This is a genomic window from Oceanobacillus chungangensis (genome assembly GCF_003369565.1).
GTDB classification, from domain to species: Bacteria; Bacillota; Bacilli; order Bacillales; family Amphibacillaceae; genus Oceanobacillus; species Oceanobacillus chungangensis.
Genome location: NZ_PIOD01000020.1, coordinates 37,981 through 62,617, shown reverse-complemented (window position 1 = coordinate 62,617; position 24,637 = coordinate 37,981). Strand labels below are relative to the sequence as shown.

21 protein-coding genes are annotated in these 24,637 nt (G+C 37.7%); 9 read left to right on the top strand and 12 right to left on the bottom strand.

Annotated features, from left to right (window positions below; translation table 11 throughout):
• Positions 1-124 precede the first annotated feature (124 nt).
• The 5 genes from CWR45_RS15180 to glgB form a co-directional block, all read right to left on the bottom strand.
• Positions 125-2,557: a glycogen/starch/alpha-glucan phosphorylase gene (locus CWR45_RS15180; RefSeq protein ID WP_281271865.1), complete on the bottom strand. Its 2,433-nt coding sequence runs from the start codon at positions 2,555-2,557 to the stop codon at positions 125-127.
• Positions 2,558-2,572: 15 nt separating this feature from the next.
• Positions 2,573-4,003 carry a glycogen synthase GlgA gene (gene glgA / locus CWR45_RS15175; protein ID WP_115750708.1) on the bottom strand — a complete coding sequence of 477 codons (1,431 nt, stop codon included), beginning with the start codon at positions 4,001-4,003 and terminating at the stop codon, positions 2,573-2,575.
• A 445-nt stretch (positions 4,004-4,448) separates the two neighbouring features.
• The gene (gene glgD / locus CWR45_RS15170; protein WP_115750707.1) at positions 4,449-5,555 is read right to left on the bottom strand and encodes a glucose-1-phosphate adenylyltransferase subunit GlgD; all 1,107 of its coding nucleotides are present in this window, start codon (positions 5,553-5,555) and stop codon (positions 4,449-4,451) included.
• Positions 5,555-6,709: a glucose-1-phosphate adenylyltransferase gene (locus tag CWR45_RS15165; protein ID WP_281271864.1), complete on the bottom strand. Its 1,155-nt coding sequence runs from the start codon at positions 6,707-6,709 to the stop codon at positions 5,555-5,557. Before CWR45_RS15165 ends, glgD begins: the two co-directional genes overlap by 1 nt.
• Positions 6,694-8,622, bottom strand: a complete 1,929-nt coding sequence (gene glgB, locus CWR45_RS15160; protein WP_115750706.1) for a 1,4-alpha-glucan branching protein GlgB — start codon at positions 8,620-8,622, stop codon at positions 6,694-6,696. Before glgB ends, CWR45_RS15165 begins: the two co-directional genes overlap by 16 nt.
• 304 nt (positions 8,623-8,926) lie before the next feature.
• Between glgB and pulA the strand changes: the two genes are divergently transcribed.
• The 3 genes from pulA to CWR45_RS15145 all read left to right on the top strand — a co-directional run bounded on the left by pulA (position 8,927) and on the right by CWR45_RS15145 (position 13,448).
• The gene (gene pulA, locus CWR45_RS15155) at positions 8,927-11,101 is read left to right on the top strand and encodes a type I pullulanase (RefSeq protein WP_115750705.1); all 2,175 of its coding nucleotides are present in this window, start codon (positions 8,927-8,929) and stop codon (positions 11,099-11,101) included.
• A 273-nt stretch (positions 11,102-11,374) separates the two neighbouring features.
• Positions 11,375-12,067 (top strand): MsnO8 family LLM class oxidoreductase, encoded by a 693-nt coding sequence (locus CWR45_RS15150; protein ID WP_342770187.1) that lies wholly within the window; start codon positions 11,375-11,377, stop codon positions 12,065-12,067.
• A 481-nt stretch (positions 12,068-12,548) separates the two neighbouring features.
• A complete protein-coding gene (locus CWR45_RS15145; protein ID WP_115750704.1) occupies positions 12,549-13,448 on the top strand; it encodes a patatin-like phospholipase family protein in 900 nt (299 codons plus the stop codon).
• 352 nt (positions 13,449-13,800) lie between these two features.
• Here CWR45_RS15145 and CWR45_RS15140 read toward each other — a convergent pair whose 3' ends face one another.
• The 4 genes from CWR45_RS15140 to CWR45_RS15125 form a co-directional block, all read right to left on the bottom strand.
• The gene (locus CWR45_RS15140; protein ID WP_115750703.1) at positions 13,801-14,205 is read right to left on the bottom strand and encodes a VOC family protein; all 405 of its coding nucleotides are present in this window, start codon (positions 14,203-14,205) and stop codon (positions 13,801-13,803) included.
• A gap of 29 nt (positions 14,206-14,234) precedes the next feature.
• Complete coding sequence (locus CWR45_RS15135) at positions 14,235-15,071, bottom strand: undecaprenyl-diphosphate phosphatase (protein ID WP_115750702.1); 837 nt, start codon at positions 15,069-15,071, stop codon at positions 14,235-14,237.
• Positions 15,072-15,227: 156 nt separating this feature from the next.
• Positions 15,228-15,986, bottom strand: coding sequence for a GNAT family N-acetyltransferase (locus CWR45_RS15130; RefSeq protein WP_115750701.1), 759 nt, complete (start codon positions 15,984-15,986; stop codon positions 15,228-15,230).
• Between the two features lie 139 nt (positions 15,987-16,125).
• Positions 16,126-16,734: a methyltransferase gene (locus tag CWR45_RS15125; protein ID WP_115750700.1), complete on the bottom strand. Its 609-nt coding sequence runs from the start codon at positions 16,732-16,734 to the stop codon at positions 16,126-16,128.
• A gap of 257 nt (positions 16,735-16,991) precedes the next feature.
• On the opposite strand from CWR45_RS15125, the gene CWR45_RS15120 reads away from it, so the two are divergent.
• The 4 genes from CWR45_RS15120 (at position 16,992) to CWR45_RS15105 (ending at position 20,005) form a co-directional block, all read left to right on the top strand.
• Positions 16,992-17,918 (top strand): ketopantoate reductase family protein, encoded by a 927-nt coding sequence (locus tag CWR45_RS15120; protein WP_115750699.1) that lies wholly within the window; start codon positions 16,992-16,994, stop codon positions 17,916-17,918.
• 71 nt (positions 17,919-17,989) lie between these two features.
• Complete coding sequence (locus CWR45_RS15115) at positions 17,990-18,505, top strand: GNAT family N-acetyltransferase (RefSeq protein WP_115750698.1); 516 nt, start codon at positions 17,990-17,992, stop codon at positions 18,503-18,505.
• Positions 18,506-19,066: 561 nt separating this feature from the next.
• Positions 19,067-19,603: a ribonuclease H-like YkuK family protein gene (locus tag CWR45_RS15110; RefSeq protein WP_115750697.1), complete on the top strand. Its 537-nt coding sequence runs from the start codon at positions 19,067-19,069 to the stop codon at positions 19,601-19,603.
• A 48-nt stretch (positions 19,604-19,651) separates the two neighbouring features.
• Positions 19,652-20,005 carry a DnaJ family domain-containing protein gene (locus CWR45_RS15105; protein ID WP_115750696.1) on the top strand — a complete coding sequence of 118 codons (354 nt, stop codon included), beginning with the start codon at positions 19,652-19,654 and terminating at the stop codon, positions 20,003-20,005.
• A 125-nt stretch (positions 20,006-20,130) separates the two neighbouring features.
• On the opposite strand, the gene CWR45_RS15100 is transcribed toward CWR45_RS15105, so the two are convergent.
• Positions 20,131-20,982: a DUF72 domain-containing protein gene (locus CWR45_RS15100; protein WP_115750695.1), complete on the bottom strand. Its 852-nt coding sequence runs from the start codon at positions 20,980-20,982 to the stop codon at positions 20,131-20,133.
• A gap of 42 nt (positions 20,983-21,024) precedes the next feature.
• A complete protein-coding gene (gene map / locus CWR45_RS15095; RefSeq protein ID WP_115750694.1) occupies positions 21,025-21,765 on the bottom strand; it encodes a type I methionyl aminopeptidase in 741 nt (246 codons plus the stop codon).
• A 451-nt stretch (positions 21,766-22,216) separates the two neighbouring features.
• On the opposite strand from map, the gene CWR45_RS20350 reads away from it, so the two are divergent.
• The gene (locus CWR45_RS20350) at positions 22,217-22,351 is read left to right on the top strand and encodes a hypothetical protein (protein WP_281271863.1); all 135 of its coding nucleotides are present in this window, start codon (positions 22,217-22,219) and stop codon (positions 22,349-22,351) included.
• Positions 22,352-22,368: 17 nt separating this feature from the next.
• On the opposite strand, the gene CWR45_RS15090 is transcribed toward CWR45_RS20350, so the two are convergent.
• Positions 22,369-23,559, bottom strand: a complete 1,191-nt coding sequence (locus CWR45_RS15090) for a coenzyme F420-0:L-glutamate ligase (protein WP_115750693.1) — start codon at positions 23,557-23,559, stop codon at positions 22,369-22,371.
• 121 nt (positions 23,560-23,680) lie between these two features.
• On the opposite strand from CWR45_RS15090, the gene CWR45_RS15085 reads away from it, so the two are divergent.
• Entirely contained in the window at positions 23,681-24,562 is an 882-nt protein-coding gene (locus tag CWR45_RS15085; RefSeq protein WP_115750692.1) for a LysR family transcriptional regulator, read from the top strand.
• Positions 24,563-24,637 lie beyond the last annotated feature (75 nt).

Genomic DNA, 24,637 nt, shown 5'->3' with positions numbered 1-24,637 from the left:
AAGAGAATTCTAGAAAGCAAGAAATATATTGCTATCAGAAAAAAAGATCATTCCTATTTTTTCAACTAGGAATGACCTTAATCATATTTTATCCTTTAATAACTATGCAGGTTGTTAATATAGATTATCCACGCTTTATTTTCCATATATCTGTCGCGTACTCCTGAATCGTCTGATCACTGGAGAATTTACCTGAATATGCAATATTGGTAACACTCATATTCATCCATGTTGCTCGGTCACGATATGCACGTTCTGCAAGCTCATGTGCTTCTAAATATGGCTCAAAATCTTTTAGTACAAAATATGGATCATTATGATAGAGGATATTATAATAAATATCCTTAAACTCAATATCATGAATGCCAAATTCCCCTTGGTTTAATTGGTCCAGGATTCTTCTAATGCGGTCATCCGTGTTATAAATATCGCGGGCGTTATATCCACCGTTCTGATAATAATTTAATACTTGATCTGATGTTAACCCGAAGATAAACATGTTTTGGTTACCGACTAAGTCGTTGATTTCAATATTTGCACCATCGAGTGTACCAAGCGTTAATGCACCGTTCATCATCATCTTCATATTCCCTGTACCAGAAGCCTCTTTACTAGCGGTTGAGATTTGTTCACTTATATCTGCTGCTGGAATGATTTTCTCTGCAAGACTTACATTATAATTTTCCAGAAAAATAACCTTTAACTTTCCTCGGATATCCTTATCATAGTTAACAATGGATGCAACGGTATTAATTAGCTTAATTACTTCCTTTGCCATATGATAACTCGGGGCAGCCTTTGCGCCAAATATAAACGTTCTCGGAGTTAAATCCTGGTTCGGATTCTCTTTCAGCTCGTTATATAAATAAATAACATGAAATATGTTAAGGAGTTGCCGCTTATATTCATGGAGTCGTTTAATTTGCACATCAAAAATAGACTGATTATCAATTAGAATTCCTGTCTGCTGATAAATATAATTTGAAAGTGCATTCTTATTCTCATGCTTCACTTGGTCAAACTTCTCCAGCAATGACCTATCATTGGAATACTTTAATAAGCTAATTAACTGTTTTGGACGTTTGATCCATTGCGGGCCAATTACATCAGTAATTAATTTGGCTAGCTCCGGATTTGCTTGAAGCAACCAACGACGATGGGTGATACCATTCGTCTTATTATTAAAGCGTTCAGGAAAAAGTGAATAGAATGTCTTCATTTCCTGCTTCTTTAATATATCCGTATGAATCCGTGCAACGCCATTTATGCTAAAGCTGCCAACAATCGCAAGTCTAGCCATATGCACACGATCATCCGCAATAATGGCCATTTCATGAACCTTATGCTGTAATTCTTCATGATGAAGCCAAATGTCTTTACAGAACCGTTCATTAATTTCCTCAATAATCATATAGATGCGAGGTAATAAGTTTTGCAGCATGTCTTTCGGCCAAGTCTCTAACGCTTCACTCAGTGTCGTATGGTTTGTATAGGCAAACACATTTGTCGTTACTTTCCAAGCAGCATCCCAACTAAATCGCTCCTCATCCATTAAAATTCGCATCATTTCTGGGATTGCAAGACTTGGATGGGTATCATTTATTTGTACTACTACCTTTTCGGGTAAATGACTTAAAGATTTTCTGTTCGTCTTTTTATAGTATTTAATGATATTCTGGATACTTGAAGAAACAAGAAAGTATTGCTGCTTTAAGCGTAATTCTCTTCCCTCATGACTAGAGTCATCCGGATAAAGAAAACCTGAGATTTGCTCAATCGAATGCTGATGGTCTAAGTCACGATAAAATTCCTTATTCTCACCAATTGACTTCCCTTTATTATCTTGAAAAACAGCTTCTGCACTCCATAAACGAAGCGTATTTACAACTTCATTTTCATAGCCGAGAATAGGAATATCATAGGGAACTGCCATTACTTTGTCTGTATTCTCGTATTTAAATTCTAATGTACCATCATTCCGTTTAAACATATGTACATCACCATGGAACTGAATAACAACCGCCTCTTTCTCATTCCTTGTTTCCCATGGATAAGGATCCTTCAACCAATAATCTGGCAGTTCAACCTGGTTCCCATGAATAATACGCTGTTCAAATAAACCATAACGATAGCGGATTCCATACCCGTGACCAGGGTAGTTTAGCGATGCAAGTGAATCTAAGAAACAGGCTGCCAAACGGCCCAAGCCACCATTACCTAAGCCGGCATCATGCTCTGCAGCATAAATTTCTGACGGATTGAACCCAAGCTCCTCTAATACCACATTGGTAACATCTAATATCCCACAATTTAGTAGATTGCTTTCAAGTAGCCTCCCAATTAAGAATTCCATCGATAAATAATATACTTGTTTATTATTTTGACTCTTATATTTCTTATCAGTCTGAAACCATTGTGGCGTTATTTTCTCATTGACAACAGACGTAAGGGCATAATAAACATCTTTACCGGTAGCTTCTGATACCTCAATCCCTCTATCGATCATTAGCTTGTTTATTATTTGTTCCTTTAGATCGCTTGCCGTTAACTGTAACAAAGAAATCATCTCTCCCTATCGATAGATTGGTGTTGGGACTAATTGTTCGTACAGATTACTATATTCACGGGCAGAATCCTTCCAGCTAAACTGGCTCTTATTAACATTTCGGAGCAATTGCTGCCACTCTGTTTGATAATGGTAAATAGCTAAAGAGTAACGTAAAACACGTAAAAGCTCATGTGCATTATAGTTAGCAAAGCTAAAGCCATTACCTTCACCAGTCAATTCGTTATACGGGATAACCGTATCTTTTAGACCACCAGTTTCTCGAACAATCGGAACGGTTTTATACTGTAATGCAATAAGCTGCGCTAAGCCACATGGCTCAAATTTCGAAGGCATCACAAAGAAATCTGCACTTGCATATAATTGTCTTGCAAGCCCCTCATCAAAAGTAATAAGTGATGCTACTTTTTTCGGATAGCGATTTGCAAGATCCGAGAAATAATGTTCAAATTCCGGCTCGCCGGTACCAAGAATAATGAATTGAACATCTTCCTGAATAAATTCCTCTAAAATAGTTTGCACAAGATGTAGACCCTTTTGTTCTACAAGTCTTGTTACGATTATATATAGCGGCATATTCCCTTCAATAGGAAGGCTGAGCTTCTCTTGAAGCGCAATGCGATTCTCTATCTTCTTTGCACGTGCAGAGCGATAATTTACACTAAGATGTCTATCTGTTAATGGATTATATTCTCTTGTGTCAATTCCATTAAGAATTCCTACTAAGTCCTGACTCCTCTCAATTAGCATCGGATCTAGGCCTTCCCCATAATAAGAATGCTTAATCTCTTCTGCATAAGTCGGGCTTACAGTCGTAATTTTATCAGCATGGAACAATGCGCTTTTTAAGCAGTTCAACATTCCGTTCCATTCCATACCACCGATATGCTCTCGATCTAGATTAAAAAAGTCGGAAAAAGTATCAAGTGGCATCATACCTTGATATTTAATATTATGGATCGTGAAAATAGTTTTCATTCCATCAATTGGCTTAATAATATTCGCAAGCGCTACAGCCATACCCGCCTGCCAATCGTGTGCATGAAGAATATCCGGTTTAAAATCAAAGTGTGCCAACGCTTCAATAACCGCTTGACTAAAGAATACAAACCTTTCCCCATCATCATAGTATCCATAGATACCTTTTCGAGTGAAATAATAATCATTAGCGATAAAATAGTAGATAATTTGATCATGGTTTAATGTATACATACTTACTTCTTGATTTCGCCAACCAAGCTTTACATCGAAGGAGGTGAGATATTCCATTTTGCTTTTCCATACTTCTGCTATTTCATCATAAAGTGGCAAAATAACACGAGTTTCTATTTGTTCATTCTGCTTCAATGCCTGCGGTAGAGAACCAACGACATCTGCAAGGCCCCCTGTTTTAATAAAAGGTGCACATTCTGATGCAACAAATAACACGTTTTCCATTTAATATCTCCTCTTTCTTCGGATTTTAAAAAGGCGCAAGCGCCCATTTAGCGACAACGGACTGCGCCCCACAGGATAAGGAAGGCTTCCTTGAAAAACATCGCACGCAGAAAAAGTGTTTTTCTTTTTCAAGGACGTGGGATGATTCGACTTTGCCACGTGATGTGGAGACCTTAGTCGAACATTCCTTTGTAGGAGATAAAGGAAACATGCCCTTTCTCTTTAGAAGGATGTCGTTATAGGCGAATGCCCAATCTTATTGGGCATTCCTTAAGCACCGAATCGATGTGGAATTTCACCACAAGGGTTAAGTGCAACTAAGTCACTGATTTCACCAATCGGCAAGTCTTCTTTAGATTATCATGAGGTGAGGGTCTCGCTAGGAGCACGGGCGCTGGACGCGCCCTCTCCTGGCATAGGGAAATTTTTGGCATTCCTATTCTGATTAAACCGTTTGTCTTTTCGCCACAACGTATGGCTTATCTTTCGAACCGATAATCCGCTGTCCCTCCGTTACATGAACATCCTTATCCAAAATTACATTTTCTAAATATACCCCTTCATCAATTGTACAGCGCTGCATAATGATAGAATTCTTAATCGTTGTTCCCTTTTTCACAGAAACTCCCCTAAATAAAACACTATCTTCTACCTCCCCAGCAATAATACATCCATTTGCTAGAATTGAATTTTTCACAACCGAGTCTTTACGATATTTCACTGGTGGATTTGTTGATATTTTTGTCCTAACAAAGGTCGGCTGATAAAATAGTTCCTGATAGTTTTTCTCTTCTAATAGCTTCATATTTTGGCGATAATAGCTTTCAATCGTGTTGATGAATGCACTGTACCCACGATGTCGATACGTTTGAACTTTCAAACCTGCAAGCCTTTCTTTAATGCCATGTACAAAAAAGTGATTATTGTTATATGCAATACAATCATCCACAATTTCCATCAATAATTCTTTATTAATAATATAGACACCTGTAAAGAGCGATGGGTTCTTACGATCATTTGTTATGTTTTTAACCCAGCCAATATCGTCTGCTTCAATCCGGAAATAAGAATTATGCTCTGGTTGCAGCTCTTCAATTTTTGTTGAAATTAAGGTTACATCTGCTTTCCGATCAAGATGAAACTTGAAAGCATCATGATAATTGGTATTGGAAATAAACTGACTTCCGCTAATTAATACATAAGAGGATTTACCCCGGCGAAAATAATCGCGATTATTATGAAAGAATTGCAAGTCTCCTCTAGACATATCCGTCGGGTCATTCCAGTCAGGGGGAAGGATGTATAATCCACCATTTCTCCGATCTAAACTCCAGTTTTCACCTGTTCCGAGATGGTCAAGCAAGGAGCGAAACTTTGAACGGGCAAATATCGCAACCTCATGTATACCAGAATTCACCATATTTGAAAGTGCAAAGTCAATCATGCGATATCTCCCCCCAAATGGGATGGAGGAACCATTGCGGAAATACGTTAATTCATTAAATACATGGTGTTCATGCTCCAAATTTATTAAACCCATCATTGTATCCATTAAATTTCCTCCCCAGATAGCGTTAACATACCTGTTAAAATATCTTGATTGATTACGAGCGGCTCTTCATTTTCACCAATTCGGATACTTGTTCCCTCTGGTATTTCTGTATTTTCCATGACAATTACACGTTCTAATGTAGCGTTCTTTCCAACTTTTACTCCAGGATGCAGGATAGATTGATTGATTGAACAACCGCGCTCCACTACTACATTTTTGAATAGTACGGAGCTTTCAATCATTCCATAGACAAAGCAACCGGAATTAATGAGCGAGTGACTAACCACTGCATCTTCACCGATAAATTGCGGAGGATAGTTAGTGTCATTCGTATACATTTTCCAGTTCTTATTGTTTAACGCTTGTCCCCAATCTTCATCCAGCAAGTCCATATTAGCTTCCCAGTAGCTTTGAATCGTTCCTACATCTTTCCAATAGCCATTGAATTGATAAGCGTAGAGACGAAGGTCATTATCTAACATTGCAGGAATAATATCCTTTCCGAAATCATGACTGGATGATTTCTTCTGTGCATCCTTAATCAAATATGCCTTCAAAGTTTCCCATGTAAAGATATAGATGCCCATTGAAGCTAGATTACTCTTTGGATTAATTGGCTTTTCATCAAATTCATAGATTCGCAAATTTTCCGTCGTATTCAAAATACCAAAACGTGATGCTTCCTCCCAAGGAACTTCGATTACAGATATCGTCGCATCTGCCTCGGTTGCTTTATGCTGTTCAAGCAGTCGCTGATAATCCATTTGATAGATATGATCGCCAGAAATAACAAGGACATACTCTGGATTATGTTGATTAATGAAATGGATATTCTGATAGATCGCATCGGCAGTTCCAGAGTACCAGTCTCCACCGTTCTTAGCGGTATATGGAGATAGTACGGACACACCACCCGTCCCACGATCCAAATCCCATGGTTTTCCGTTACCAATATGTCGATTCAGCTCGAGAGGTGAATATTGCGTTAATACTCCTAGCGTTTGAATGTTGGAATTCGTACAATTACTCAATGTAAAGTCGATAATCCGATATTTCCCACCAAATGGTACAGCAGGCTTTGCAATATTATTCGTTAATGCACCTAATCGTTTTCCTTCTCCTCCAGCTAACAACATCCCTATAATTTCTTCCAATCTGTATCCTCCTCCAAATTTAAATTATCTTGATGAAAAACGGAAATTGCTAAAGGTGGAACTTTAATCTTGATGTGCTGTGGTAAACCATGCCAGTTGTCCGGGAAGCTAAAATGTTCTACTTCACTAGTAACTCCTGAACCACCAAATTCAGTTCGATCCGAGTTAAAGATCTCCCGATATTTCCCTGGAACTGGAACCCCAACTTTATAGTCATAATAAGTCACAGGTGTAAAATTACATACTATGACAAGATCATCATCTAACCGCTTACCCTTTCTCCTAAATGCAACAATACTTTGATCGATATTATGTGGATCAACCCATTCGAACCCCTTAGGATCATGGTCAAAGTCGAATAATTGTGGATGCTCTTGATAGAAACGGTTTAAGGCTTTTACATACGTATGAATTCCGAGATGTAATGGATAGTTTAATAGATGCCAGTCTAATTGTTCTTTATCCTTCCATTCTGCATATTGGCCAAGCTCACTCCCCATAAATAAAAGCTTCTTACCTGGGTGTGCCATCATATACCCGTATAGCAACCTTAGATTGGCAAACTGCTGCCACTGATCACCAGGCATTTTATCCAATAAGGATTTTTTACCATGGACGACCTCATCATGCGATAATGGTAATAAGAAATTTTCTGAGTGAGTATACATAAAAGAGAATGTAAGCAGATTGTGATGCCACTTACGGTGTACAGGTTCTTTCTTCATGTATTTCAGCATGTCGTTCATCCAACCCATATTCCACTTAAAATTAAAACCGAGACCACCTGAATAGGTCGGGGCAGTTACAAGAGGAAGATCAGAACTATCTTCAGCCATCATTAACGTACTTGGCTTGTAAGAAAAAACCACTTCATTTAGTTTGCGAATAAATGCGTATGCTTCAAGATTCTCTTCCCCACCAAACGAGTTATAGATTTTCTCCTCACCATCTGGTCTGTCAAAGTTAAGATGCAGCATACTTGCGACAGCATCAACCCTGATGCCATCAATATGGTATTCTTCAAGCCAGAAAAGCGCGTTGGATATTAAGAAGCTTTGTACTTCAGGACGACCAAAGTCAAAGGTTAATGTTCCCCAAGCTTTTTTCTCTGCTTTTTTTGGATCGGCATATTCGTACAAGGGCCTCCCATCAAATCTCCTTAATGCAAAATCGTCTTTACAAAAATGCCCCGGAACCCAGTCCATAATGACTCCGATATCATGCCTGTGGCACATATCAACAAAATATTTAAATTCATCAGGAGTTCCATACCTTGACGTAACGGAAAAATAACCGGTTGTCTGATAGCCCCATGACAGATCGAATGGATGCTCAGAGAGTGGCAGCAGCTCGATATGGGTAAATCCTAGTGATTTCACGTATGGAATTAACTCATTTGCAAGCTCCTGGTACGTGAAATATTCTCCTGATTCTTTCGTTTTCCACGACCCCAAATGTACTTCATAAATAGTGATTGGCGATTGATGTGGGTTGTACACTTTTCTGCTTTCCTGCCATTCCTTATCCTGCCAATCATAGGTTGAATTAGCAGTTGTAAGTGATGCTGTCGCTGGTCGCAGTTCCGACTGAATAGCATAAGGATCTGACTTTAAGGGCAGCTGTTCATTAGAAGAAGTTAATTTATATTTATACGCAGAACCTACCGGAATATCTTTAAAAAAACCGACCCATAGCCCCTCATTCGTAACTCTCTCCAGGATGTGACTAGATTCATCCCAATGATTAAAATCTCCTACAACACGAACACTATCCGCATTCGGTGCCCAAACTGCAAACCGGTGACCTTGAATACCTTCCCATTCAATTTGGTGGCAACCTAGAATTTTGTGACTTCGATAATTTGTACCTTGATGAAATAGATAGATGTCTTGCTCTGAAATGTTGTAGTACAATATGCTCCCCCTCGTTTGAACCTAGCTGCAATAATAAACTATGCAGAATTCCAGTATTATATTTAGTATTAATTATAGTTTGAATTATTTGCCACTTCAACCCAATGTCGGAAATTTCGTTCGACATAAACCTTATTACATCAAGGGTTGTTGTCGTTTTTTATCGAAATTACTCATTACCTATTAAATTTTGTTTACAAACCACCTAAGCTGGTTATCCTCGTTAAAGGATCCATAAAATTTATTCCTTTTCTGGAATAGGATACATATAATAAAATGTAAGTTTGAAAAAGGAGTTGCTTCCGTGAATACCACAACAGCTTGGATTGATGATGCCCGGAAACTGACAGTCATCTTCAACGATCGTTCTTTAGTGTCATATCCCCATGTAGAACCAATTATTTATTGGGGGAATAAGGAAAAGTACTTTCAAACCTATATTGGAAATCAAATAGACGATACAACGATCATAATCCATTTTTACGAGGACCTTCCGATCGGCGAGTCGCTCATCCTCCAGTGGGGGGAACTGGATATCCCTATCTATGCTGGTGCAATCGTACGTACGAAATGGTTTGATAATAACTATTCAGCTGTCGATGCAATCCTTGGAGCACATTGCAAGGAATCAGCGACAACCTTTGCTGTTTGGGCTCCTACTGCCATCAGTGTAAAGGTGAAATTAGATGCGCAATTTTATGTACTCAAACGCCATAATCGAGGTGTATGGAGATCAACCATTTCTGGTAACTGGCATGGGGCAACCTATGAGTATGAGGTCAATGTTAATGGAAAAACAATTCTTGTTAGCGATCCATACGCAAAAGCAATGTTACCGAATAGTGAAAAAGGAATCGTTGTTGACCTTTCTAGACTGAAGCAAGTAGATGAGAACAATCAATTCAGACCAAAGCGAACTAGCCTTCAGGATGCGATTATTTATGAGCTACATGTTCGTGATGCAACGATTCATCCCGATAGTAACGTAATAAATAAAGGCAAGTATTTAGGTATGGCTGAAATAGGGACAACGACAAAGAATGGCTACTCTACAGCTCTATCCTATATTAAAGAATTAGGCTGTACCCACGTTCAATTATTGCCAATAAATGATTATGCACGTGTCGATGAGCTTAATCCTGGCCCAGATTATAATTGGGGATATGACCCACTTTATTTCCAAGTTCCCGAGGGCAGTTATTCTGTCGTTCCGGAAAATCCCTTTGCAAGAATTAATGAGTGTAAGGAAATGATTAGTGCCTTTCACCGCGAGGGTATCTCTGTCATTCTTGATGTTGTATTTAATCATGTCTTTATTATGGAAGAGTCTCCATTCGAAAAGCTCGTTCCAGGTTATTATTTCCGTTATCACGAAAATGGAATTTTAAGTAATGGAACTGGTGTCGGCAATGATATCGCATCTGAGCGTGGAATGGCACGTGCGTTCATTTTGGATACAGTTGACTTCTGGCTGAAAGAATATCATGTTGATGGATTTCGCTTCGATCTCATGGGAGCAATCGATATCGAAACGATGCGCCAAATCGAGGAGCGCTGCAAGGAAGAGCCTGTGCCTATCATGCTCTTAGGTGAAGGTTGGGAGCTTTCAACAGCGCTGGCATCGGAAAGAAAAGCAACAAGCAGAAATTCCGCTCAGTTAAAAAGCATACGTTTTTTCAATGATTTCTTTCGCGATTCTTTAAAAGGGAATTTATTCCATGCAGGTGATACAGGATACGTTAATGGGAATGGACGATTTATTGAGCGATTGCCTGGACTTGTTTCCGGGTCTGCTTTTAACCTATTCGGGTCTTCTTTCGTATCCGAAGTGACACAAACGGTGAATTATGTGGAGTGTCATGACAATCACACCTTATGGGACCGGCTAGAATTGACCAATAAAGACTCAAGTGAGATGGATCGTAAGAAAATGCAGCAGCTCGCAACAGGGATTACATTATTAAGTCAAGGTGTACCATTCATTCATGCAGGTCAGGAGTGGTTCAGAAGTAAATTTGGTGAAGAGAATAGTTATATTTCTGGTGACTTGATTAACCAATTGGATTGGCAAAAGAGAGCGTTTGAAAATGAATCCGTTGAATTTGTTAAATCGCTAATTGCCTTAAGGAAGAAATACATTGTTTTTCGAATGACATCTAGAGAAGAGATAAGCAGGAGACTTCATATTCTTGATACACCAAACTCTGTTTTCGGTTTCACATTACTTGGTGATGAGGAAGATTTCTCTATCTATGTCAATCCAACGAAAGAGAAGCAGCAACTACAATTACCATCACCAGGGAACTGGAAAGTCGCGATAACAAATGATTTTCATAAGAGCAAAGAAGAGCGGACCGTGATTGGTGAATTTACGTTCATTACCCCTCTCGAATTGGTCGTTTTACAGAAATCGAGGAAATCCTTAACGAGTAAAAATCCCGATTCCTTTGTGAATATAGGTGGAATACGTGTCGAGTGAAGAATTTTTGGTTTTTAATCACATATAAAATGAAGAGGGATTTCTACAATTTTGGTAGTAATTCCTTTTTCGTTTGCTGTGAGATTCTAGGTGTGATTGGAGTATGGATATCGGTGGGAGATTAGTGTTATCTGGAACTCTCGCCAAATTTCAAATACACCATTTTCATCAATCTGAATAAGCAGACACATTCCCTCCCCTCCTATAATTGCCTTATTAACTCCGATATAGGAAAATATAAGTAAGACCATTGTAATTGAAAGAAGGTGAAACATGGTTCCAGTCAATATACTTGATTACGTATTAGTTGATGAAGGGGAGAATGCAAGAGATGCATTATTGCAAACTACTGAACTTGCCAAGCTAGCTGACGATCTAGGGTATCACCGATTTTGGGTACCAGAGCAACATCAAGCATTTTCAATTGCCAGTAGTTCTCCAGAAATGATTATGATTTATTTAGCAGCGGCGACCAAACGGATTCGTATCGGCTCTGGTGGTGTAATGCTCCCTCACTATAGTCCTTATAAGGTGGCTGAAAATTTTCTTACACTCGAGACATTTCACCCAAACCGGATTGACCTCGGAATTGGTGATAGCAGCGGTGGCAGGATTATTAATCGTGTGCTAAATGAAGAGAAAGGCGAAAGATTAACTTACAAACAGCAAGTAAAAGATGTAGTAAGATACTTATCAAATGAAAGCCCAGAGAATCACCGTTTTCCTACATTAACTGCAACACCGATTAGCGAAACAACCCCAGAGGTTTGGATGCTTGGTGCTGGTGGTGAAAGTAAAAAAATAGCCGCTGAGAACGGAACTGCCTTTACTTTCGCACATTTTATCAATCCAGCTGGAAGAGGAATCGAAATAATCAAAACATATCGTCACCACTTCCAACCTACTTTCCTTCTGTTGAAACTGCTAACAAGCATTCTTTTACCACTTTTGAAAAACAAAAGATAAATCAAATTCGCAAAAGGGCAATCATTGGTAACCCCAAACAGGTAAAAGAAGAAATCATTCTCCTAGCAAACATATTCAATGCGGATGAGGTAACGATTATCCCAAATTTCCCTAGTATCGACAATCGAATGGCAGGTATTCGTATGCTAGCGGAGGTTATGAAGCAATAAGCATAGCTAGAATATTACTGGATATTGTCACATAGATTACTAATGAAATACTCCATTCATTTATCATAAAGCTTTTTATTACTTGCCAAATAATAAATATTCAAAAAGGATTAGAAAAAGACTGCGTCGGCCAAGATTGAGAACATCGGCACTAACCGTCCTAGACGTCGACAGGTTTAGCAGAAAATCGCTGAATGTATTAACCGGTAGAAGAAACAGGCTACAACAGAAATCCAATAATTCATTTTTATCAGACCTTTTAAAGAACCTCTATAAATATAGCTATATGCTGTAAGGGAAGTGGGCATAAATTGAACGATAACGTTGGACTTCTATTAGAAGGCGGAGGTATGAGATGCGCCTATACTGCAGGAGTACTCGACCTTTTTCTAGATAAGGGAGTTGAATTTCCTGTCGTAGCAACTGCATCTGCAGGAGCACTAATCGGAAGCTCTTTTATCTCAAAGCAACGTGAACGTAACTATCAAATATTGAAAAATGTTGGAGGAAATCCAAAATCCGTCTCCTTTCTGAAAATGATTCGAGAGAAAGAATTATTCGGAATGGATTATATCTTTGATAAAATCCCTCGAGAACTCGTCCCAATTGATTTTGATTTATTTCAAGCTTCTGCTTCAAGATTCATTATTGGCACGACAGATATTAACACGGGAAAGCCCATTTATTATAATCAGTATAGTTCTTTGGATGAGTTAATAAAAATAACACGTGCTTCTTGTTCATTACCTGTGCTCGCTTCAAGCATCTTCCATGGTGAGATTGAATTAATGGATGGTGGTGTCTCCGACCCAATTCCAATCGAACCATTACTTGAAAGTGGTTTAAAGAAGAATGTCGTTATTCTTACAAGAAATAAAGGTTACATAAAAAACGGAACAAAACTGAATTGGTTCTTCAAGAGATTTTTTAGAAATAAACCCGAACTTATTAAACTATTACGCGATCGTCATCTCACGTACAACCAAACGATGCAAGTTCTAAGGGAAATGGAAAAACGAGAAGAAGTATTTTTTATTCAGCCGGAACAGCCTCTAAAGGCTAGCAGAATTGAAAAGGATCATAGGAAGCTTGAAATCTTATATATGCAAGGCTATACTGAAGCAGAAAAGAAAATGGATTCACTGAAACGATTTTTAGATACAGCAGAAAGCACTGTTTCCCCTCTATCAATGGAGATTGTTTCTTCATAACGAATAAAAGCGCAAGCGCCCGTTTGTGCTGTGTACGGACTGCACCCGCAATTTTGGGTGGTTCAACGTGTCGAACATACCTTCGAAGGAGATATAGGAAACTCTTTGGGAGGGAAAGCAAATCGATGCTGTCTTTCACCACACGGGTATAAGTGTGACTAAGCCTCATGTATAACCAATTGGCAAGTCCTCTTTAGATTGTCATGAGGTGGGGGAGGTCTTGCTAGGAGCACGGGAGCTGTAGGTGACTATTCTCGGCAATTTAGTTATTCACAGCATCCAAATTGTATAGTTTCCTAAGCACCAAGCAAAAAGGCTGAACATATATGTCCAGCCTTTTCTCACAGATTCTCTACGCTAAATTTAATTGCCACGTAACACCGAATACATCACCAACCCAGCCAAATTTCTTACTGAATCCATAATTATTAAGTGGCATATAAACCTGTCCTTCTTGGGAGAGAGCTTCAAAAGCGTGGTCAAGCTCCTCTTCCGTATCACAGGTTACAAATAATGAAATGGATGGCGTGAAAGTGAAATTATGCTTAACATTACTATCACTGCACATAATCTCCTGGCCTTTAATAGAGAATATAGCTTGCATTACTGTTCCTTCTTCGCCAGCCTCATTTGCAGCATAACGTCTAATCGTAATAATCTTCGCATCATCAAATACTGATGTATAAAGATTCATAGCTTCTTCTGCTTTCCCTTCAAACATTAAAAACGGATGAACCTTATGCTTTAAATTATCCATTTTTCACCACTCCTTAATATTTAGCTAGTTTAGAAATACAAGAAATAAATGACAAATACTAATACAATTCGGTAAACAGCGAACGGTATTAATTTTACTTTATCAATTAATTTCAAGAAGAATTTGATTGATACTAATGCAAATATAAATGCACTAATAAATCCAACGATAAAGAATGGAAGTGCCTCTATCGTAAAGTATTGCCAGTTTTTAATTAACGATACCCCACTTGCTCCTGCCATAATAGGAACAGCCATAATGAATGTAAAGTCGGCAGCGGTTCGGTGATTCATCCCAGTCAAGATACCACCTGAAATCGTTGCACCAGATCTTGAGAATCCAGGCCATAATGATAGACATTGAATTAGTCCAACGGTTAGTGCTTGTCTATACGTAATTTGGTCAACCGATTCAACTTTTGGTTTCTTGGAGCTAAATAAATCCGCAACAATCATAAAGATTGCTCCGATGAATAAACCGATTAATACCGTTTTTGTAGTAAATAAGTTTTCATCAATATAGTCATCAAGCAATAATCCGAAAACACCTGCTGGAATTATACCAACAATGACGTGCATGATGTTCAGATGATTTGATTTATGAACGACTACTTTCTTTTTACTTAAACGATTTAATCCTAATAAATCTATAAAACGATTCTTGAATACAATTACTACAGCTAATATCGAACCAAGCTGAATTACTATTTTAAACGTGTTCGCTGTATATTGCCCTAGAAACTCTGTCGATTTCAACCACATGTCATCCACTAAAATCATATGACCAGTTGATGACACAGGAGCGAACTCTGTCAATCCCTCTACTAATCCTAGAATGATAGCTTTAAGTAAATCAATAAACTCCATTGTGTTAACTCCTTACTTTCTTAGTTTTTCATTCATTACCTATAATAAAAATATGCGAGATTGACCTGTTGTACAACCTCATTTATCTAACTATCCATTTTGGATTATAGCATAGATTAGTTTACCATGTTTATTTAAATTAAGTCACAGCACGATTTATACATGATCGATTTTTTGGATTTCATATTGAAAACCAACGTAATGATAGTTCTGCCGTCGATACATTTCTCTCGGTGTATCTTCGCCGTCTGCTACAAGAATAATAGTTTTGTTAGCAAATTTATTCATCACAAATTGTTGCAATCGAGTTCCAATTCCTTTCTTCTGAAAAACTTCCTTTACCGATAATCCATCAATTTCTGCTGTTTCATCAGCAATAATCACATCAACTGAGCCAGCAGGTTCACCTTGGTAATAAGCAATAATTTGCATCATAGTCGGATCATTAAAATGACGCTTATATAGATTTATCTTCTGTTTTGCATACTCCTTACCGAATTGTAAGTCAGCTTGATATTGCAACTCAAGATAAGTGGAAAAGTTATCCGCCTTAACCGTTTGGATGTCTATATCTGGATTCACATCAACAGACGGGAACGCTTCTGGATCGATTGCATATAATTCAAGAAAGCCTGCCTCGTAACTCTTTTCCTTTAAATAATCCAATAATTCCTTTGATGGCTTTTCGTTTGCAGGCAAGTAAAATTTCACATGCTTCTGACCTCTTTCTAAATGAAAAGCTCTTAAATAATTTGCAGCTCCGATAAATTCTTCAAGAGATGGCATACGCTTAAATTGGATAAAATTACTATCATACCGATTTAATAATTCAGGATAGTGAATTTGTTTATAAAGCTCCTTTTCAGTGATGACGTCACCTATTATATGTATATCTGCAAATGTTATTGTTTTCATTTTCACAAGTTCCTCCTCTGTAAACACATGTACTCCATTATTAATGGTATTGTATCTTATGTATTTTTATCATTATTTTCAGTGCATCTAGCCTTACCCATCACTGTTGCTCACGTTAATAAAACTAGGCTGCGTAAGTTTAATCATCGGATCGATAGATGATAAATCGCTCGTAAGGATTTTTATCATACATTTTAGGTATGATGATTTCTTCCCTTCTGACAAATGAAGGGTGATTATCTAAGAAAAAAAGATAATCATCGTGTGGATAATATAAAATAATCTCGATATTACGAGGCGACTCCTCGATAGATTGCAATATATTCTGGATAACTCTATGGAAAATTTGTACAGAAAATGGATTAAAAAAATAAAACCGATTAGCTGATAAATCAATCTTGTAGTCTTCCGCTAAGCCACAGTAAAATTGTATCCCGTCTCCTCGTCGTTTTGTACGATGTAAATACTGCGCTCGATTTTTCATCGCCATTTCATAAAACTTCTCATTCATTTCTATCCCGGTTACCTTTGCATGAAAATAGTAATCGATATAGAAGCTTAATCTTCCTTTACCACTCCCAAAGTCAATAATATGGTCCTCCCTTTTCAATTCATAATGACCAAATAATACTTCTAATGCATAATAAAGGGTTGGCTCATATGGATTATAATGGGTCATACTAGGAAACCCCCACTGGTTCCCCGTTGTCTTGATGTTCAGCATTTTATCGTATTGATATTCTTTCACTTAAATACTCCTGTTCTTTTTAGAAAACTAAGGCTTTACCAAGCTTTTAGGTGACAGCCTTTGAGAAAAGTTTGGTTAAAAACGCGACGTCCTAGGACTGCGGTTGCTCGCCCCACCCGAAAACCTTTGGAGCGACACCGAACTGATGTACATCCTGTAGGCCCCGCTTATTCGTTAAATGTAATTAAATTCAGATAATTGTATTTCCATATGCTATTATTATAAACGATAAACAATATTAAAGTGAGGGATAATTAGTGAGAAGGATAAATTCAGTAAGTTTAATTGGGCTAGGGGCTATTGGGGCAGCCTATGGAAGTAAACTGCAGAATCTATTAGGCGATTCACTTACTGTAGTAGCAAACAAGGAAAGGATTGAGCGTTATCAGTCTACTGGACTTAAAGTAAATGATGACGTTTTCTATTTTAATTACCAATTGCCAAAAACATCTACTGCACCGGCAGATCTTGTTATCTTTGCAGTGAAAAATGCCGAGCTAAATCAAGCGATCGAGGAAGTGAAGAGCCATATTGGACCGAATACGATAATACTCTCCCTATTAAATGGAATTTCAAGCGAGGAAGATATCTACGAAGCTACTAAAAATGAACATATCCTTTATAGTATGTGTGTCGGTATTGATGCCGTGAGAAATAATACAAGCACTCGTTACTCCAGCCTAGGGAAAATTTGCTATGGCGACAAAAATCAATGCCTATCAAGTGATGTACTAGCTTTAAAGGATTTATTTGATGATGCCCATATAGCGTATGAAATCGCGGATAATATTTGGCATACAATCTGGGCGAAATTTATGTTTAATGTCGGAATTAATCAAACATCCGCGGTATTGCGAGCACCTTATGGCATATTCCAAAATACCCCTCTCGCATACGAATGGGCAGAATCTGCGATGTATGAGGTCGTTGCCATCTCACAAAAGGTCGGTGTCCAATTAACGGAAGAAGACATGACACTGTACAGACCTATTTTACATAACCTCTCACCGAATGGAAAGACATCGATGTTACAAGACATGGAAGCCGGAAGAAAAACCGAGGTTGAATATTTCGCAGGAAAAGTATGTGCGCTTGGAAGGAAGTTCAATGTCCCTACTCCTGTCAATGACCAGCTTTATAAGGTGATTCAAATTATGGAGGAGATTACGAAATATCATAAATAAAATTTCTCAGATTGGTGTTTGTGAATGAAGGATAAAGTCAGACCGAGCTAATATGAAAATGAGAGTTTTATATGATTATAAGAAAAGCAAAAGTGGATGATGCAAAAGGAATTGCTAGAGTTCACGTAGATAGTTGGAAAACGACATACAAAAATAATATTCCGGAAGATTATTTGAATAGCTTGTCTTATGAAAAACGTGAACAATTGTGGACCAATAATATTCCTAAAGACAATGTGTTTGTAGCAGAAAATGAACAAGGTCAAATTATTGGTTTTTCATCAGGTGGAGAAGAAAGGAGTGGGAAGTATAAGGAGTATAAAGGCGAATTGAGTTCGATTTATATTCTAGAAAAGTTCCAAGGAAAAGGGATAGGAAAATTATTAGCTAAACCAGTATTCGATAAGATTGAGGAATTAGGAATAAATACACTGCTTGTATTGGTTTTAGAAGACAATAAATCGAAATTATTCTATGAGGCATTGGGTGGTAAAATAATCGATAAAGTAGAGGTTGAAATTGCAGACAAAAAGCTCATTGAACTTGTTTATGGATGGGATAATATTAAAGGTGTTTTCGATAAGTAACTTATTCCTTTCCTAGTTTTTTGCACTTATGGATAAGGGACATAAAAAAGACTCAGTGAATATTACTGAGCCTTTTCCTTGTTAATAATCTGAATCTGATCGCGGTAAACGGTAGAAGCATTTTCTTTGATGATAAATTCCTCCGTACTCTATATAACTAGTATTTCCGCATTCACAAAAGTGGAATTCGAACATAACATTAAGAAAACATTACAAATCTTTAGTAATTTTACACAAATTTTATCGTAATAATGTTTAATATAAGTATAAAGCAGTAAGGATTATATCCGGGATATGGATGGCCCAACTGAAGGTGATAAATAATACCCATTGGAAACTGATAGCCATTGACTTATCATACGGAGGAGACTGATGACTCACTATTCGCAGCACGCTGAATCTGGGCATGGTCTGCCTTGGTATAATAACGATAATGTTTATAATTTCTCTTTCTATCCAATAGGAAATTGCACATTTTCCTGTATGTAGCTTTAGAAGAATGGAAAGTCTATTCAAGAGGAACGTTAACTTTTTCGAACAAAAGGAGGACGATTTTGCTCTATGACAAACTTTAAATTATTTGATTATACGTTTCAGAACTTAAGTCAAAAAGAAATGTGTTTTGAGGAAGTTTATCAGAATATCGTTCAATTTATGGAAAAGGACCCTATTGGCAACTTTCGCTTGATCTTTGGAACAGACTCACAAATTCATTCGGCTTACACTAGGTTTATAACTGGGATTGTAATCCAGCGTGAAACAAAAGGCGCATGGGCTTGTATTCGCAAAGTAGTTGTCCCAAGAAAAATGCTAAACCTCCATGAAAGAATCTCCTATGAAACAACACTAACAGAAGAAATTGTCTCCATGTTTACCGAAAATCGAAAAAATCAATTAATCGACATTGTTTTACCCCACATTTACAAGGGATCGTCATTCACGATTGAAGGGCATATAGATATAGGCTCAGGCAATCGAAATAAAACTAAAGTATTTGTCAATGAAATGGTCATGCGCATGGAAACGTTAGGAATTGAACCAAAGATTAAGCCTGATTCTTTTGTCGCAAGCAGCTATGCCAATCGTTATACGAAGTAATTTCTTTGTTATAATATAAGAAAGCCATGGTCGTAAAGGAGCGGTTCGATGTATATCTTTGTGGAAGAGAAAATAAAAAAAGCAGTCGATAATGGAGAATTTGATAACCTGCCTGGAAATGGAAAACCCTTAAACCTAAAAGATGACTTGGCAGGAATATCTCCAGAACTTAGAATGGGTTACAAAATCCTTAAAAATGCTGGTTATATTGATGAAGAAACTGCTAGTACAAAAGATAAACTTACATTTAATGACCTAATGACAAGTGCAACAGGTACAGCAGACATTGATATTAACGAAAAACGTACACAATATGAAGCATTCGTTCAGTCGAAGAGGCTACATACCAATCCCTCATTTCGGAAGTATGCGAGAAAAATTATGAAGAACCTATTTGGTTAATTCATTAATTTTTAAAGGACTCAGCTGGCGTTTACTTTACCTACGCTTTTATACTAAGCAACAGTTAATATAAAGTCTGAACCAAAATAGATACTGACAAGCTTGTACATTCCTTGCCTGTCTGCCTAAAACAAGCGCAGTTGTTGTGGTGAGAGGTTATCATATTCAATATCAAGCAGCTTTTGGAGCTGCTTGGCATTGCCTGCAGCATCTCCACCAGAATTATTATTGAACACTATAAAGATATCTTTTGACTGCTTCTCTAAGTCTTGAATTCTCGCTTTCCATTCCACAAGCTCAGCTTCATTATATTTGTACAGATATCGTACTTCACGCCAGTTCGTATTTGCATTTTTCGGTCTCGTCCAGCCATGGAAATTACGGCCATGCATTCGTATAAGCGTGATTTTTTCATTCGTTGCCACAGGTACAATCGGAACAGATCCAACTCCAGCCTGTGGTTCATCTGCAACAGAATGAATCCAGCCTTCTTGTTTCATAAAAGATAGAGTGCTTGAATAGTATTGCTTTTTGAACCAAGACTGATGCCTGAATTCAAGTGCAACAGGTATATCACCCATTACCTTCCTACAATATCTCAAATAATTCACATTTTCAGTCCGGCATTCAAACCATGGAGGAAACTGAAAAAGAACCATTGCCAGCTTATTCGCTTCCCGAAGTGGCTTTAACGAATCCTTAAATGCTTGAAACATCTCCTGTTTGTTTAAAAATGGCAGATCCTCACGCTTATGCCCTGTCATCCCTTGATACGCCTTCACAATAAACTGGAATGACTCTGGAGTCTCATGTGCCCATTTTAAAGCTTTTTCAACTGATTGAACCGCGTAGAAAGATGCATCCAACTCAACAACTGGAAAATGACTGCCATATTCAGATAACTTATCCTTTGGTTTTATTTGAGGCGGGTATAGGGAATAATGATCTCCCCATCCCGTTAAACCAATATAAATCACGAGAATCCCTCCATGGAATAAATCAGCATAGATGTTTCTTTATTAAAGTGTTGTAATAATTGGCCCATTCTTCGAAATAATAATCGTATGTTCGTATTGTGCAACATGACTATTTTTTGTAGCAAATGTCCAACCATCATCCTCCTGGAATACTTCCTCTTCACGTGTAGAAACAAATGGTTCAAAGGCGATAACCATGCCTTCTTTTAAAATTTCATCATCCCATCTGTCATTATAATTATAAATATGGTCTGGAGCCTCATGGATACTTGTTCCAATTCCATGTCCTGTTAAGTTTTTTATTACAGTTAGTCCATGCTTCTTCGCTGTTAGTTCCACTGCTTTTCCAATTCCACTCTTTTTAGCACCAGGTTTAATTTTCTCCAGGCCTGCTTCAAATGCTAGTTTTGCTACTTCACATACCTTTATTGACTTCTCATCCCCTTCTCCTACTACAAAAGAGACACCAGTATCCGCAAAATAGCCATTTTTAGAACCTGAAACATCAATATTAACTAGATCCCCTTCTTTTATAACGCGCTTTCCTGGTATACCATGTGCCACTTCTTTATTAACACTTATACAAGTATATCCCGGAAAGTCATATTCTCCTTTTGGTGCTGATATTGCACCTGCTTTCTTAAAAAGCTCGCCTGCAAGCTCATCAAGTTCCTTCGTTGTTATTCCTGGTTTCGTTTTCTGTACTAATTCATCACGAATCACTCCGCAGATTTTACCTATTTCTTTCAGTGCTTGTAGTTCTTCTTCTGTCTTTATTATCACGTTAATCCCTCATTTATGTTAAGTATAATAATGCAATATCCTTTTCAATCACTATTGATAACAAAAGTCTACGTTTGATTTTAAAGCTTTTTTTAAAATATCTCCAGTTTTTTGGTCAAACGTTTGATTGAACTAGCAGTTGTGCAATGTTGATTTCCGCTACGGACAGTCGCTTTCCGCGGGCAACGCTTCAGCTCCTTCGGAAGAAAATCACTTCCGATGGATCTTCAGCCGTTGCTTTTCCCGCAGGAGTCTCCTGTCCTCTGCTCCAATCAACGGCCAGGGGTGAAGAATTGCCTTTTCGTCTTATATCATAGATTGAATGATGATAGAAATTGCACAATTTCAGCGGAAAAAATACACGAAGACTCCTCGAAAATAAAGAACGATTTGTCTGATTGCGATGTAACGATGCCGAAGCTTTCCTAGTCGTGCGGGAGGGAGGGCCTAGGTGAGAATTCGAAGTGCGACAGCACAAGATGGCTCATCAGCCCCCGCGGAAAGCGAAGTGTATTTTCGCAGCGACTTGCCCATGAACTCTAATCACTATTTAGTCCTAATTAATAAGGCAATGCCAATCGATTGATTAGCATTGCCTCTCTATTATTTTGTATAGTTATCGAAATAACCTTGAATGAAGACGAATGGTGTTCCTTTATCGCCACTTCCGGAAGTTAAATCTGCTAACGAACCAATCAAATCGGTAAGTTTTCTAGGCGTTGTTCCTTGCGCTTCCATTGCCCCAACAAGGTCAACCTCTTTGTTCTTAATGTACTCGGAGATTGCATTTTGAAGCTCCTCACCTTTAAGATCTGCAAAGTTATTATCTGCAAGATATTTTAGTTTCACTTCATTCGGTCTGCCGTCAAGTCCCGCAGTATATGCTGGGGAAACTACTGGATCAGCAAGTTCCCATATTTTACCAATCGGATCTTTAAATGCGCCGTCACCATAAACCATGACCTCCACATTTTTACCTGTTTTTTCTTTAAGTATTGTTTGAATGTTGTCAACGATCGGCTGGCAATTCCGTGGGAAAAGCTTAACCTTTTCTTCTGTTGATTTATTAGATCCTAATAGACCATATTCTTCGTTATATCCACTGCCATCAATAGACGTAGCTAGTATATCATCCAAACTATAAACCTTTTCTCCACCATTCTCATTCAAGATTTTCTTCGTTCTAAATCTTGTATGGATATCGCATGTTAGCACGCTTTTTGTATAATCTAAAATCGTCTTTGCATTATTTGAGAAAATGACTTCACATTCAATACCATATTCTTCAATGAGTGATTTATAATATTCAATATAGTCAACACCAGTAAACGTATGTTTTAAATAACCAAAGTAATCACGGAATTGGTTCTCAGTCAACACATCTGCCCAAGGATTTACTCCCTTTTCATCTAGCATATCAATGCTCACTAAGTGGTTACCAACTTCATCTGATGGGTAGCTAAGCATTAAGACAATTTTCTTCGCTCCTTTTGCAATTCCACGAAGACAGTTTGAAAATCGATTTCGACTTAAAATAGGGAAAATGACACCAATCGTATCATCACCAAATTTCAATCCCACATCTTGTGCGATATGATCAATTGTTGCATAGTTCCCTTGTGCACGGGCAACGATTGATTCTGTTAGTGCAACGATATCCTGATCTTGAATGCTGAATCCTTCTTGCTTGGATGCTTGTAATACACTATCTACAACGATTTCCTCAATATTATCACCTTGATTAATGATTGGACCACGTAGTCCTCTAACAACTGTTCCAACTACTCTTTCCATTCCGTTCACTCCTCTAGAACAATTAGTTTATATGTTTATCATAACTCTACTTGTAATATACATGACATCCATGCTATAAGTAAAATTAATATATTTAATATCCGATATAAGGAGCAATTATATGGTAAGTAAATTAGACTTATATAAAGTATTTACAAAGGTAGGAAAAAGTAAAAGTTTCTCTGCAGCTGCCGCGGACTTATATATGACGCAACCAGCCGTGAGTCAGGCCATCATGCAATTAGAAAGGGAATTAGATACCAGGCTCTTCACTAGAACAACCAAAGGAGTTACCTTAACAAATGAAGGAATGCTATTGTTTGAATATGCTAATTCAGCGATAAACTTAATCGATGTTGGTGAAGAAAAGATCTTAGAGTTTAAAAATCTAACCGCTGGCGAACTGAAGATTGGCGTAGGTGATACGATTTCCAAGTATTTCTTACTCCCATATCTCGAATCATTTCATAATCATTTTCCAAACATTAAATTTAAAATTGTTAACGGAACAACATCTGAACTCTGTGCTATTTTGAAATCAGGAGAAGTCGATATCGCCTTTTGTAACTTTCCCGTTGATGAACCAAGACTAGTCCAAATCCCTTGTCTCGATATCCACGATATTTTTGTTTGTGGCGATAAGTTTCAACACCTCCTTGCTGAACCCGTCACTATTGATGTATTAGCAAAAGAACCATTAATATTACTCGAACAAAAATCAATTTCAAGAAAGTATGTCGATGACTTTCTTAGTGCAAATGGCGTTACCATATATCCGGAGATTGAACTCGGTTCCCACGATCTATTATTGGAGTTTGCCAAAATCAATTTAGGAGTTGCCTGTGTGACGAGGGAATTCGCCAAGGAGCATTTAGATAATGGAAGCTTGTTCGAAGTTCCATTATTAACTGAAATACCAGCACGAAGTATTGGTATGTGTTATTTAAATAGTGTTTCACTATCTCCTTCAGCCATGGAATTTATTTCTAGTATCAAAGTGTAATAGGAACAAAAACTTAAGACATAATTACAATTATTTGTTAAGAAAGTTAATTGCTTTTCAAGCAAAAAGCCCTCC